The 12,909-nt window shown below is 67.6% G+C and carries 10 protein-coding genes, 1 tRNA gene and 1 other RNA gene; 7 read left to right on the forward strand and 5 right to left on the reverse strand.

Annotation, left to right across the window (positions count from 1 at the left end):
- Positions 1 to 7: 7 nt before the first annotated feature.
- The gene (locus tag PUR53_RS28525) at positions 8 to 2,542 is read right to left on the reverse strand and encodes a DNA polymerase III subunit gamma and tau (RefSeq protein WP_329910097.1); all 2,535 of its coding nucleotides are present in this window, start codon (positions 2,540 to 2,542) and stop codon (positions 8 to 10) included.
- A 45-nt stretch (positions 2,543 to 2,587) separates the two neighbouring features.
- An RNA gene (ffs, locus tag PUR53_RS28530) (signal recognition particle sRNA small type) lies at positions 2,588 to 2,684 on the reverse strand.
- A gap of 130 nt (positions 2,685 to 2,814) precedes the next feature.
- Between ffs and PUR53_RS28535 the strand changes: the two genes are divergently transcribed.
- The 7 genes from PUR53_RS28535 to PUR53_RS28565 all read left to right on the forward strand — a co-directional run bounded on the left by PUR53_RS28535 (position 2,815) and on the right by PUR53_RS28565 (position 9,776).
- Positions 2,815 to 2,902, forward strand: a tRNA-Ser gene (locus PUR53_RS28535).
- 230 nt (positions 2,903 to 3,132) lie between these two features.
- Positions 3,133 to 4,131: a CBASS oligonucleotide cyclase gene (locus PUR53_RS28540; RefSeq protein WP_329910098.1), complete on the forward strand. Its 999-nt coding sequence runs from the start codon at positions 3,133 to 3,135 to the stop codon at positions 4,129 to 4,131.
- A 2-nt stretch (positions 4,132 to 4,133) separates the two neighbouring features.
- Positions 4,134 to 4,649, forward strand: coding sequence for an HORMA-1 domain-containing protein (locus PUR53_RS28545; protein WP_329910099.1), 516 nt, complete (start codon positions 4,134 to 4,136; stop codon positions 4,647 to 4,649).
- Positions 4,650 to 4,679: 30 nt separating this feature from the next.
- Complete coding sequence (locus PUR53_RS28550; protein WP_329910100.1) at positions 4,680 to 5,600, forward strand: AAA family ATPase; 921 nt, start codon at positions 4,680 to 4,682, stop codon at positions 5,598 to 5,600.
- Positions 5,600 to 7,084 carry an SAVED domain-containing protein gene (locus tag PUR53_RS28555; RefSeq protein WP_329910101.1) on the forward strand — a complete coding sequence of 495 codons (1,485 nt, stop codon included), beginning with the start codon at positions 5,600 to 5,602 and terminating at the stop codon, positions 7,082 to 7,084. Before PUR53_RS28550 ends, PUR53_RS28555 begins: the two co-directional genes overlap by 1 nt.
- A 276-nt stretch (positions 7,085 to 7,360) precedes the next feature.
- The gene (locus PUR53_RS28560) at positions 7,361 to 9,037 is read left to right on the forward strand and encodes an Eco57I restriction-modification methylase domain-containing protein (RefSeq protein WP_329910102.1); all 1,677 of its coding nucleotides are present in this window, start codon (positions 7,361 to 7,363) and stop codon (positions 9,035 to 9,037) included.
- A gap of 13 nt (positions 9,038 to 9,050) precedes the next feature.
- On the forward strand, positions 9,051 to 9,776 hold the full coding sequence (locus tag PUR53_RS28565; protein WP_329910103.1) for a PaeR7I family type II restriction endonuclease: 726 nt from the start codon (positions 9,051 to 9,053) through the stop codon (positions 9,774 to 9,776).
- A 122-nt stretch (positions 9,777 to 9,898) separates the two neighbouring features.
- Here PUR53_RS28565 and PUR53_RS28570 read toward each other — a convergent pair whose 3' ends face one another.
- From PUR53_RS28570 to PUR53_RS28580, 3 genes are all read right to left on the reverse strand, one after another.
- The gene (locus tag PUR53_RS28570) at positions 9,899 to 11,665 is read right to left on the reverse strand and encodes a tyrosine-type recombinase/integrase (RefSeq protein WP_329910104.1); all 1,767 of its coding nucleotides are present in this window, start codon (positions 11,663 to 11,665) and stop codon (positions 9,899 to 9,901) included.
- A 10-nt stretch (positions 11,666 to 11,675) separates the two neighbouring features.
- Positions 11,676 to 11,975 (reverse strand): helix-turn-helix domain-containing protein, encoded by a 300-nt coding sequence (locus PUR53_RS28575; protein ID WP_329910105.1) that lies wholly within the window; start codon positions 11,973 to 11,975, stop codon positions 11,676 to 11,678.
- Between the two features lie 123 nt (positions 11,976 to 12,098).
- Positions 12,099 to 12,623: a helix-turn-helix domain-containing protein gene (locus PUR53_RS28580; protein ID WP_329910106.1), complete on the reverse strand. Its 525-nt coding sequence runs from the start codon at positions 12,621 to 12,623 to the stop codon at positions 12,099 to 12,101.
- Positions 12,624 to 12,909 lie beyond the last annotated feature (286 nt).

Consider the following 12,909-nt stretch of genomic DNA (forward strand, 5'->3'; position numbering starts at 1 on the left):
GTCTCCTCTATTCGTTCGTGATCTCCTCGACCACCGTCGCGCCCAGTTCGCGCACGATCAGGTCGTGGCCGGAGAGGGCGGACTCGTCGAGGTCGGGGTCGTCGTCCTCCGGGATGTCGTCCTCGGGGGAGACGGGCGGGGGCTCGGGGGCCGGGGGCGGCACGGGGGCGGCGGGCTGAGCGGCCGGGGTCGACTGGTGGGGCGCTGCCGCCCCCGGGGCCGCCGGGCGGGAGGCCGGGGCCGGTGCCTGGGGCTGGCCGGGACGGGAGGACGGGGCCGGGGAGCCGCCGTAGCCACCGCCGGTGCCTCCACCGCCGTAGCCACCGGTGCCGCCACCGCCAGTGCCGTAACCGCCGCCTCCGTAACCGCCTGCGGACGGGGCGGGAGATCCGTAGCCGCCTGGGGTGGCCGGCGGGGCCGAGCCGCCCGAGGTGTCGATGACGGCCTCGATCTTCCAGTGCACGTTGAACTGCTCGGCCAGGGCCGCCCGCAGGACGTCCTCACTGCCGCTGCTCGCGAAGTTGTCGCGGGCGCCGGCGTTGACGAAGCCGATCTGCAGGGTCGTGCCGTCGAAACCGGCCACGTGCGCGTTCTGGCTGAGCAGGATCCAGGTGAAGCGGCGGCGGTTCTTCACCGTCTCCAGGATGTTGGGCCAGAGCACGCGGGGGTCGGGGCCGCCGGGGGCGGGGTTGTAGGCAGCGGTGGGGGCCGGGGCCGCTGCGGGAGGACCGGGCTGGGCGTACGCCGGGGGCGCGGCCGAGGGCGCGGGTGCGGCCGGGCCGGGGGTGGGCGCGGACTGGGCCCCGGGGGCGGAGCCGCCGGTGGGCGCGGCCGTCGGCCATCCGCCGGGTCGACGGCCACTGCCCGCGGCAGCCGGGGTCGGCCAGGAGCCGGGAGCGGCGCCGCCGGGGGTGCCCTGCGCGTTGGGTTGAGGGGAGGGCGTGGCACCCGCGCCCGGCTGGGCGTGCGCGGGAGGGGTGGGGGGTGCTGTCGGCGCACCGCTCGCGGCGGCGGCCGGGGCGTTCGGCGCACCCTCGTGGGGGGCGGCCGGAGCCACTCCTGCGTTGCCGCTCCCGCCCTGACCGGCCGCCGGTCCGCCGACGGCGCCACCGGAGCCGTACGTGTCCGAACCCGGACCCGGCGCTCCGCCCCTGGAACCAGACCCGGCCTCGGCCCCCCGAACCGCGGCCCGAGCCGCCGCGGGCCCGCCGCCCGGCGGAACCTGTGCGGCGGCGGCCGGAGCCTGGGCGGTATGCGGAGCGTGGGGGGCTTGGGGCGCGTGGGGGGCTTGCGGAGGCATGGCCATGGGCGGGGCCGATCCCCCGTGTGCGTCGGGCCCGGGCACGTATCCCATGGCCGGGGCGGCGCCGCCGCCGGAGAAGTTGACCCCTCGCTCCAGGCGGTCCAGGCGGGCCATGACGGACCGTTCGTCGCCGTAGGTGGCGGGGAGGAGTACGCGAGCGCAGATCAGTTCGAGCTGGAGGCGGGGCGAGTTGGCGCCGCGCATCTCGGTGAGGCCCTCGTTGACGAGGTCCGCGGCACGGCTGAGCTCGGCGGCGCCGAAGACGCCGGCCTGGGCCCGCATCCGCTCCAGGACCTCGGCGGGGGCGTCGATGAGGCCCTTGTCGATGGCATCCGGCACGGCGGCCAGGATCACCAGGTCCCGCAGGCGCTCCAGCAGGTCGGCGACGAACCGCCGCGGGTCGTTGCCCCCCTCCATGACGTGGTCGACGACCTCGAAGGCCGCGGCTCCGTCCCCGGAGGCGAAGGCCTCGACGACCGAGTCGAGCAACGAGCCGTCTGTGTAGCCGAGCAGTGACGTGGCCATGGCGTACGTCACGCCCTCGTCCGTCGCGCCCGCCAGCAGCTGGTCCATGACGGACATCGAGTCACGCACGGAGCCGGCGCCGGCGCGCACGACCAGCGGGAGGACACCCTCCTCGACCGGGATCTTCTCCTTGCCGCAGACCTCGCCGAGGTACTCGCGGAGCGTGCCGGGCGGGACGAGCCGGAACGGATAGTGATGTGTACGCGACCGGATGGTCCCGATGACCTTCTCGGGCTCGGTGGTCGCGAAGATGAACTTGAGGTGCTCCGGTGGCTCCTCGACGACCTTCAGCAGCGCGTTGAAACCGGCCGACGTGACCATGTGGGCCTCGTCGATGATGTAGATCTTGTACCGGCTGCTCGCGGGTCCGAAGAATGCCTTTTCCCGCAGCTCACGGGCGTCGTCCACACCACCGTGCGAGGCGGCGTCGATCTCGATGACGTCGATAGACCCCGGTCCGTTGCGCGCGAGGTCCTGACAGGACTGGCACTCCCCGCACGGCGTGGGTGTGGGCCCCTGCTCGCAGTTCAGACACCGGGCCAGGATGCGCGCGCTGGTCGTCTTGCCGCACCCGCGCGGCCCGCTGAACAGGTACGCGTGATTGACCCGGTTGTTCCGCAACGCCTGCTGCAACGGGTCGGTGACATGCTCCTGCCCGATGACCTCGGCGAACGACTCCGGGCGATAACGGCGGTACAGCGCGAGAGACGACACGCATACGAGGTTATAGGCGCCCACTGACAACCCGGCGCCCGAGACGACGAAGACCCCTCACGCACCCGCCAGAGCCAACCTACCCTTGCTGCCTTCCGGCCCTGGGGGAGTTCAGTCAGATAGCGCCGCGTGAGGGGCTGACCCCAGCCTACCCGATCCCCGGGGGCCGCCGACCCGCCTCCCCGCCCCTCGCTCCGACCTCGCCCCCATCTTGATCACCCACCGCCGAACGAGTTCGCAAGCACCCTCCGCCGTCATGTAATGTTCCCGGCGGAGGATTCGCCTAGAGGCCTAGGGCGCACGCTTGGAAAGCGTGTTGGGGGCAACCCCTCACGAGTTCGAATCTCGTATCCTCCGCCAGTGCCTCACCGGGCACGATGTCGAAGGGCCCCACCGTTCGCGGTGGGGCCCTTCGTCGTGCGTGGTTGCAGTTTTGGTTGCAGTTCCTGTCGCGGGCGTAGCCGGAGGACCCGGCAGACGGCCCGCTATCGGCGCCTGGGCATCCCTCGCAACTTCGACCTGGTTTGTCAGTGGTGGGTGGTAAGCCTGTTCTCCTACCGATCGGCTCCTCAGGTGAAGGGTGAACAGCCATGGCGGGGGAGAGCTACGTCGACCACGAGGTCCTCAAGGCATTCGCGAAGAACAAGGTGAACGTGCCGAAGGAGGAGGCAAAGGAGCGCCGCCGCCAGGTGAACTACCTGCGGGAGCGGCTGGAGGACTACATCGCCGACCACCCGGACTTCGACCTGGTGAAGCTCCGCGCGTCCGGCAGCACGGCCAAGCACACAGCGATCCGTCGCAGGCGCGGCACAGGGTCTGACGCGGATGTCGCCGCGTACCTGCGCGTCGGTGACCCCGACATCGACGTCTCGACGGTACTGGCCTGGCTGGAGGAGCGCTGCAAAGAGGTCTACGGCAAGACGAAGGTTGCAGAGGACTTCAAGCCCTCCGACCACGCGGTCGGCATCACTATGCGGGGCTCCGGCTTGAAGATCGACGTGGTGCCCGTGCTCTACACCGGCGAGCCGGACGACCGGGGCTACCTGGTCACCAGCAGCGGCATCAAGGTACTCACCTCGGTCACGCTGCACCTGCGCTTCATCGAAAAGCGCAAGGGGAAGGCCGGCGACGGCTACCGGGAGCTGATCCGCCTGCTGAAAGCGTGGATCCGCGAGAGCAAGGAGGGCGATCCGCAGCTGCGCTGCAAGTCCTTCCTGATCGAACTCTTGGTCGCGCACCTCTGGGACGTCGGCTGGAACGGAAAGCCGCTGCAGGTCGACGACTATCCGCAGGCGATCGAGCAGGTCCTCTCCTACATCGTCCGCACCGGCCTGAAGACACCGATCGTCTTCACCGACGACTACACGGCCGACGAGGTGAGCGCGACACCGGACCCTATCCAGGTCTGGGACCCGGTCAACCCGGAAAACAACGTCGCTCGCGGCTACACCGAGTTCGACCGCCAGCGGTTGGTCAATCACGCCAAGACCACCCTCGACACCCTCACGACGGCCGCCTACGCGGCCACGAAGAGTGAGGCGCTCGACCTCTGGCGCGAGCTGTTCGGCCCCACCTTCCCGGGAGAGTGACCATGACCGGCTCGTACTCCAGATCCGCTTCCGGTTCGTTCACGATCACCGATGCCCGCTACGTCGGAGGCAGAGTCGCCGCCGACCTGCGCCTGCTGTACAACCTCTACGGCGAGCCCTCCCACGAGAGAATCGAGAAGTTCGCCGAGGAGGTCGCCCTGCTCCTGCGCGACGGCTATCTCGACACCGTCGACTACGGCTTCCGCGACACCGCCACCAACGCCTGGAAGTTCCGTCTGCGCTACAAGGCCACGGCCGGCGGCCAGCTCATCGACTCCCGACCGGGCAGCTTCCCGGACCCGGTCGACCTCACCGGCTACACCTTTCACAGCTTCCTGACCTACAGCTCTTCCTTCGCGCTTTTGACCAGCAGCCAGCAGTCCAAGGTCAAGGAGGATTTGCCGATCTCCCGGACGACCGGCACCGCCCCGAGCGCCCTCGCGGGCACCAACACCACGGGGCACGGCTACGCCCGCAACGGCACTGGCGTCTCACGCGACGTCTACGTCGCCTACTAGTCCAGCGCCATCCGCAGGAGGAACGAGCACGTGACCAGCCAGGACGACCTGTTCCACCCCGTCATTGAGTTGCCCGAGCCCACTCGACGCGCCCGCTACGACCGTCTGGTCGGCCTGGACGAGACGAAGCTGCGCCTACGTAAAGAAGCCGCGCTCCTCGCGGACCCGCGCCGACTTCGGTCCTGGGCCGCGCAGTACCACGGCGGCAACGTCGCCGCTCTCGCCCTGTTCGCAGATAGGGCGCCGCTGTTCGTCTTCGCCGGCGATGTCGGCTCCGGCAAGTCCGCCCTAGCCGAATCTTTCGGCTGCGACCTCGCCGACTGGCTCGATCTGCCGGTGTACCTGTACCGGCTCAAGCTCGCCACACGCGGTAGCGGCCTGGTCGGCGAGATGACCTCCCTCATCGGAGACGCCTTTACCCACATGCACGCGATGGGCAAGCGCGCGTCGGGCTCTGGGGGAGCACGCGCAGTGCAGATTCTCGTCATCGATGAGGCCGACGCCCTGGTGCAGTCCCGCGAGGCCCAGCAGATGCACCACGAGGATCGGGCCGGCGTCGACGCGTTCTTGGCCGGCATCGACAGCTTGGCCGGCGCCGCGCTCCCAGTCGTCATCGTGCTGTGCACCAATCGGGTCGGCGCTCTCGACCCGGCCGTCATGCGCCGCGCCGCGGCCACATTCACCTTCACCCGCCCCGGCGACGAGCAGCGCCACGCGGTCCTCACCCAAGCGCTCGACGGACTCGGCATCCGGCCGGAGACCATCCACAAGGTCGTCGAGCTCACCGGCCCTACCGAAGACCGTCCCGGCTACACCTTCTCCGACCTCACCCAGCGTCTGGTCCCGGCAGCCGTCTTCCGCGCCTTCCCTGACCGACCCGTCATGGACGAGGACCTCCTCGCCATTGCCGAGAATCTGGAGCCCACCCCCGTCTTCACCGAGGAGCGCTGATGGCCCACCTACCCGCCCCCGGCCCCACCAGCGTCCGCACCACCGGCGACTACTACCAATGGCTCGTCGCGTGGGAGGCATGCCTGACCCTCCTCCGTGAGAACACCGCCCGTTCGCACAACCCTGTGCGCGCCGTCGGCGTCGAACTTGACGGCGTCGGCAATCTCGACGATGTAGTCCTGCTGCGCGATGTCCCCCCGAACACCTACAAGCAGGTCAAGTACGCGGTCGACAGCGCCACACCGGTCAATGCGGAATACCTGACCAAGCCCACCGACAGCGGCGGCCCGTCGATTCTCAAGAAGATCGCCAGGACGTGGAAGCAGCTGACCGCAGACGGCCACAGCGTCGAACTGCACCTGGTCACCAACCGGGCGGCCGACCCTGCCGATGATCTGGTGAAGGTCTGCGATGCCCGCACCGGGCTCCTGATGCCCAAAGCAGCCATCGGCGGAGGCAGGTCAAATCGCGGCAAGGCACGTGCCCGGTGGGCCAAGGAAGCGGATCTGACCGAGGTCGAGCTCCTCGACCTGCTGTCGGTTCTGCACTTCGACCTATCGGTGAACATGGTCAAGTACCAGGAACACCTTCAGCTGTTGATGGCCGTCACGGGACTGCGCCATGACCAGCAGGCGTTGGAGGCGGGAGTGGGATGGGTCGCCAAGATGGTCCGCAACGGCCAGCGTGAGCTCACACTGGCAATGGTCGAGACCGCCGTCGCAGAGTTGGACCTCAAGGCTGGCCGCGCTCGGGCCGTGCTGTCGATCGCCACTCTTAAGCCAGACCCGATGGCTCCGGACGCCGACCACGCCATTGACTGGGTCGACCGCTTCGAAAGCGACTCCGAGTACACCAAGCGTCGGCCTCTGTCGCCGAATACCTGGGCCCAATTGCAGGCGGACATTGAGGCCGCGCCAGGACACCTCCCCGCCGGTACGGCCGCTGTCTCCGTCACGGGCAGCATCCGTCTAGCGCCATCCTTCTTGGTTGGTACCACCTTCCGCATGGTCACCGGGACCGACCTCGCAGTGCTACAGCGGGGTAGGGCTGGCAGCCAGCTCTGGTCTACCAATGACGCATTTGAGACGGCCTTGCTCCCGGAAGTCGCTGAGTACGAGATTGGTCGAGGCGACGAGATCGCTGTCGCCATCGCGGTCGCGACGGAGATCACCGAGGACGTCCTGGAGTACCTACGCGAACAGGACCTCCCGGTCAGTAAGCTCATCGTCCTCGCCCCGCCAAGTGGCAAGGCGAACGATGGCTCCGTCCCCGGCAGCACCGCCGCCAACGCCTTGGCAGTGGGCATCCGCGATCACCTCCGCCGCTCTACTCGCCGAGTTCAGCGCATGCACCTCTTCCTCGCCTGCCCGATGGGACTTGCTGTTTTATTGGGCAACCGATGGAACCGGTTGTGTCAGACCGTCGTTTATGAGGACATCAAGATCGGCGACGGATACGAAGCGGCATTCACCGTGGAGGCGTAAGAGGCTCAAGCCCAAGGGCGCCGGACCTCAAAGTTTGGAGGGTTGCGGGCACGCTTCTAAAAGTGCGGACTCCGACCGTTGGCGGAGTCCGCATGGCCCACCTGCAACAGTGGGATCAGGCTGTGGTTGGCTCGCCAGCCGGGTCCAAAGCAACCTGCTGACCTTGGCCGCCGTGTCCTCGAAGAGGCGGTCGGTCAGGTGCTGGTAGTGGCGACGCATGCGGGCCGACCTGTGGATAACTCCCGTGGCCGAGATCCTCCCTAGTAGTGTCAAGACGTGGCCACTCCTCTGTTCCCTGACACTGATCTGCACGGTCTCCCTGCTCTTCCCGCGGAAGCCGTGGAGCACGGCGAGGTCTTCACGCGGCGCTGGGTGGTCGACCTGATCCTCGACCTCCTCGGCTACACGGCCGACAAGGATCTCTGCGACGTAAAGCTCGTCGAGCCGGCCTGCGGCTCGGGTGCATTCCTGGTGGCTGTGGCTTCGCGAATCAGTGCCTCCTGCCGTGCACACAATCGACCGATCGCAGACGCGCTCGCGGCGGTTCGTGCTCTGGACCTGCTGGAGCGCAACGTGAAACAAAGTCGTGCGGTCATCGAGAAGCAGCTGGTGGACGAGGGATGGCAGGCCGAGGAAGCTCAGCGGGTGGCAGCAGCATGGGTCGAAGAAGGCGACTACCTACTGCAGTCCGACGCCGATCACCGTGCCGACTACGTGGTGGGCAACCCTCCGTACATTCGCCTTGAAGACGTCCCCGACCATCGGATGGCCGCCTATCGCAGCGCCTGTCCCACGATGGGCGGCCGAGCAGACATTTACGTCGGCTTCTATGAGATCGCGCTGCAAAGCCTCAAGCCCGGAGGCCGGCTGGGCTTCATCTGCGCGGACCGCTGGATGCGGAACCAGTACGGTAGTCGGCTCCGGCAACTGGTGAAGCGTCGCTTCAGCATGGATCTGGCACTCGTCATGCACGACGTGGACGCCTTCGATGATCAAGTTTCGGCCTATCCGGCGATCACGATCATCTCGAACCGTTCCCAAGGCGAGGCGGTTGCAGCGGACACCACCCGCGCGTTCGGAAGCACCCAGGCCCACGACTTCGCCGACTGGTACACGAAGGGCACGTCGGAGTCGATCACTACCCCGGCCTTCCAGGCCGCGCGTATGCCGCACTGGTTCCCGGACGAGGACTCGTGGCCGGCCGCGTCACCAGCCAGGCTGGCAGTCCTGGAGGAGCTGACCGAACGTTTCCGGCTGCTGGAGGACGACAAGACCGGCACACGCGTCGGCATCGGCATCGCCACCGGCGCCGACAAGGTCTTCCTCACGGACGACGACACCCTCGTCGAACGTGACCGGCTGTTGCCGATGGCCATGGTCCGTGACACCACCAGCGGCACTCTGAACTGGCACGGCACCTACTTGGTCAACCCGTGGACTGCCGAAGGCGACCTCGTAGACCTCACCGCACACCCCCGGCTCTTCAAGTACTTCGAAGAGCACGGTGCCGCCCTGCGTAAGCGCTACATCGCGGTCAAGCAGCCCCAACGCTGGTACAAGACGATCGACAAGGTCGACCACCGTCTGACCGAGCGCCCCAAGCTGCTGTTTCCGGACATGAAGCTGACGATCCATCCGGTCCTCGATGAAGGCGGCCTGTACCCTCACCACAACCTGTACTTCATCGTCTCGGACGTCTGGGACATGCGCGTACTCGGTGGTCTGCTGCTCTCCAAGGTCGCGGAAGCGTTCGTGGAGGCGTACGCGGTCAAGATGCGAGGGGGGACTCTCCGATTCCAGGCGCAGTACCTCCGCAAGATCCGCGTGCCCGACCCCGCAGCGATCAGCGAGAGCGACCGGGTTGCCCTTACAGAGGCTTTCGACAAGCGCGACGTGAAGGCCGCCACGGAGGCCGCGCTTCGCGTCTACGGACTCGCCGAGCTGCCTGACTAGGGAGGGACGGATCTTGACGGTCACCCGCCAAGACTTCGAAGACGCCATTGCGGCCTACTGGGGTGCGAAACAGCTCCAGAACGAGCAGTCCGCGATCAAAGCCGCGGTTGGCGCTGGCACAGCCGGATCGGTACGCGGTGGCAAGCACTTCGATGTGATCGCGACCCTCTTGGCGAAGTTTTTCCTGGATGCAGGCTTCCCGCCCGAGAGCATCCGCGTCAGCAAGTCCCAGGGCCTGGAGCTGCCCGGCTACTACCGGCCGCAGAAACAGTGGGACCTCGTAGTCGTTCACCAGGGCGTACTCGTCGCGGCCTTCGAGATGAAGGCGCTCGGAGGGCCGTCGTTCGGCAACAACTACAACAACCGGGTAGAGGAAGCCCTCGGCAGCGCGGTGGACCTCCGCCGCGCAGCGCTCGCCGAGCTGTTCCCGAAGGAGAAGCCCTGGCTCGGCTACTTCTTCATAATGCAGGACGGCGAAGGCTCCCGGAGGCCGGTCAAGACCGCGAAGGGCGCCCTGCCCTCCGACGAGATCTGGCACGGCACCTCATACCAGGATCGGTTCGGGATCTTCTGCGAGCGCCTCATGGCCGAACAGCTCTACGACGCCGCGTGCTACGTCACGTCCTCGGCCGAGAACCCCAAGCCCATCGAACTGGTGGAAAGCCTCGACTGGCGGCACTTCTCAGCGGCGATAAACGCCCGTCTCACCTACCTGAAGGACCTTGGCATTCCTGGCTAGGACATCAGCCTCGGCGATCGGCGGCACACCGCCTGCTCCAGGCAGTCGACTCATGCGTGGAGGGGCCTCGACCGGATCGGTCGAGGCCCCGCTCTGCCGTCCCCCTCAGGACTCGGTGGACATCAGCCCTGTGTATCGCCGTACTTGCCGGGGTTCTTCGCGCGATCCACAGCCTGTGCACAAGCCTCGACGTAGGCCGTAGAGACGGCGTCCGCGTCCGTGCCTCGCACCTGGGCCTCGACCTCCTGACCGGGACGGCGGTTGGTGTGCCAGCGGACCGGAAGGTCCGTGTAGAGGTCGGTCTCGAACTCCCAGGCCACCACGGACCATTGGGCATCGCGGCCGATGTTGAGCCGGTCGCCGCCGGCCAGGTACACCGCGTGGGCGTGGTGGACGATCCGGCGGTCGGGCATCTTGTCGCGGATGGCCCGCGCGCCGCCGGGGCCCTTGTCCTCCCACTTCTCCCGGTCCCATTCCTCCACCTTTGCCTCGTGGTTGGGATGGTCAGCGCCCCACTGCACGGCCACCACGTCCGCGTGCTCACGGTGCAGGAACGGGATGAGGCGTTCGCCGAGTCGGGCGACGTACACCGTCGGGTCCGCCTGGACGGGGTCCTGGCTCGGGCCGGACACGGGACTTCCGGAGGTCGATGCGGGCGTAGAGGGCGTCGGCCCCCACAGCAGGGCGCCGACCTTTGCGGCGGTCTGCTGGAGCACAGTGCCGGTGAGGTGCTGGTAGCGGCGGCGCATGCGGGCGGACTTGCCGGGCTCCCAGCCCATGATGCGGTCGACGACCGCCTCGGGGACACCGAGGATCAGCAGCACGGTCGCGGCGGTGTGGCGGGCGTCGTGGAGTCGGCCCTCGCGGACGCCGGCGGCCTTCAACAGGTCCTTCCACCTGTGGTGGTCGGTGTTGGGGTTGAGCGGCTCGCCGGTCGGCGACGTGAACACGTACCCCTTCTCCACCCACAGGTCACGGGCTAGGGTCCGCTCGCGGTCCTGCTCCTCCTTGTGCCGTCGCAGCAGGGTCAGCAGTTGCTCGGGTACGCCGATCGAGCGCTTGCCGGCGCGGGTCTTGGTGTCCTTCGTCTCGCGCCGGGTGTTGATCTTCTGGGGGCAGTAACCGGGCTTGCGGCCGCACTTGTTGCCACAGCCGTGCTTGTAGCGAGGCCGCAGGCGGCCTCGGCGTACGACGAGCACGCCTTCCTCGAAGTGCACGTCCTCCCATTTCAGACCGAGGGCCTCGCCCTGGCGCAGGCCGAGCGCGAGCGCGATGACCCAGCGAGCGTGGTTGCGGTACTTGCCCGCTTCGAGGAGGAGGCACTGGATCTCCTCAAGGGTGTACGGCTCGACCTCCTCCTCTTCGACCTTGGGGGCCTTGGCGACGGAGGCCGGGTTGGTGGTGAGGTGGCGACGACGCACGGCCTCGTTGAGCGCCGTGTTGGCGGTGCGGTGCGCCTGGTGGGCGGTGCCGGCGGCGCTGCCGTTCGCCTGCATCTTCTGGTAAAAGCGCTCCAGGTGCTCGGGCTCCAGCTTCTCCAGGCGATGTGCGCCCAGGCCGGGTATGAGGTGGTGGTAGACCGCCACGCGGTAGCCGTCGATGGTGTTCTCACCGACGTTGGGCGCGGCGATATTCTCCACCCAGTGGGTCAGCCAGGTCTCGACCGTCCAGGTCTGGCCGACCTTGCGGACGCCCGTGGAGTCGCGCTGCTTCTCCAAGTCGCGCACGGCCTTGGTGATCTCGGGGCGGGTCTTGCGGCTGACGTGGCGGCGATCCGGACTGCCGTCGTCCTTGACGCCGACACTGACGTAGCCGTGCCAGCGGCCGTCCTTGCCGAGGAAGATGGTGGAGGCACCATTGGGCTGACGGGACTTCGGGGACTTGGTCATTCCGCCCCCTTCAGGCCGCGGTCGTGTAGTCCGCCGAGTCGGGGCGCCTGGCTAGGAAGTCGTTCAGCGCCTCGGCGGGTATGCGGCGCAGCCGGCCGATCTTCACGGAGGAGATCTCGCCGGAGGAGACGTACTCGTACAGCTTGGTGCGGCCGATGCCGATCCGCCGTGCGGCTTCGGCGACGGTCAGGCCGACGAGGGTGGCATCGCCGTGGGAGGCGTCACGCTGGTTCATCAGAGCGCGCAGCTCAGTCTCGGAGACGCCGAGGAGCTGGGCGATCTGGGTGATGGGCAGGGCGTTTTCGGGCAAGGAGAAGTCCGTTTCCTGGCAGGCGATGGGGCGGCAACCCCGGCCTGACCGGTTGATCTCGGGATGTGTGCGGTGGGTTCCGTGCCTGGGGGTTTGCGGGGCCCAGGTCGGGCGGCCGAGGCGCTACGCGTCGGGAGCGGAGTCCGCGTGCTCAGGGTCGGATTGCGTGCCGGGCGGGGGCCCGTAGATCTCCGCGTTCATCTTCATGAGGCTTTCGGCGATGGCGTTGGAGATCATCGCTTCCGCCTCTTCGCGGATGTCGGGGTGTTCAGCGATGTAGGCGTCGAAGTCGTCACGAGCGCGGGTGAACACGTGCTGGGCGCGCTGTGTCTCCTGGTGGGCGGCGACGACCTTGTCGATGAGTTCCATGGCGCGGCCCTTCGCAGCGAGCTGCGGAGGGCCGACAAGGTTTCGGAGGTCGACCCCGAAGATCTCGGCGAACCCGATCGCCTCATCGAGATTGATGCGTCGCTTGCGGTTCTCGATTCGCCAGACCGCGGACGGGTTCATTTCGAAGCCGGCCTCGTTCAGGCGGTCGGACAGAGCCGTCGTGCTCCAGCCGCGCCGCTCGCGTTCGAGCTTGATCCGTACAGCGGCGTTTTCCTCGCCGCTGAGCAAGATCCCCTCAGGGGTCTCGTCGTCTGCCATCCACCCCTCCTTCCTGTCGCAGGGCGCCCCTGCGATATGCAGGGAATCAAAACTGTACCACACGCTCTGCGCTTGGCAGGGGATCAATGCGATACGCACAGGAAGTGATCATCGACACTCTCTGCGCTAGGCAGAGATGTATTGCGTTTCGCAGATCGTGTGGCATCCTGGTAGTCCTGCCCAGACACCGACCGGAGACCCGACACACAGAAAACCCCTCGGCGCGACACCGAGGGGTTCAAAGCGCAAACCTCTAAAACCGCCATCCCTAGCGATCAACCTGCCT

This window comes from Streptomyces sp. SP18BB07, assembly GCF_036322545.1.
Classification (GTDB): domain Bacteria; phylum Actinomycetota; class Actinomycetes; order Streptomycetales; family Streptomycetaceae; genus Streptomyces; species Streptomyces deccanensis.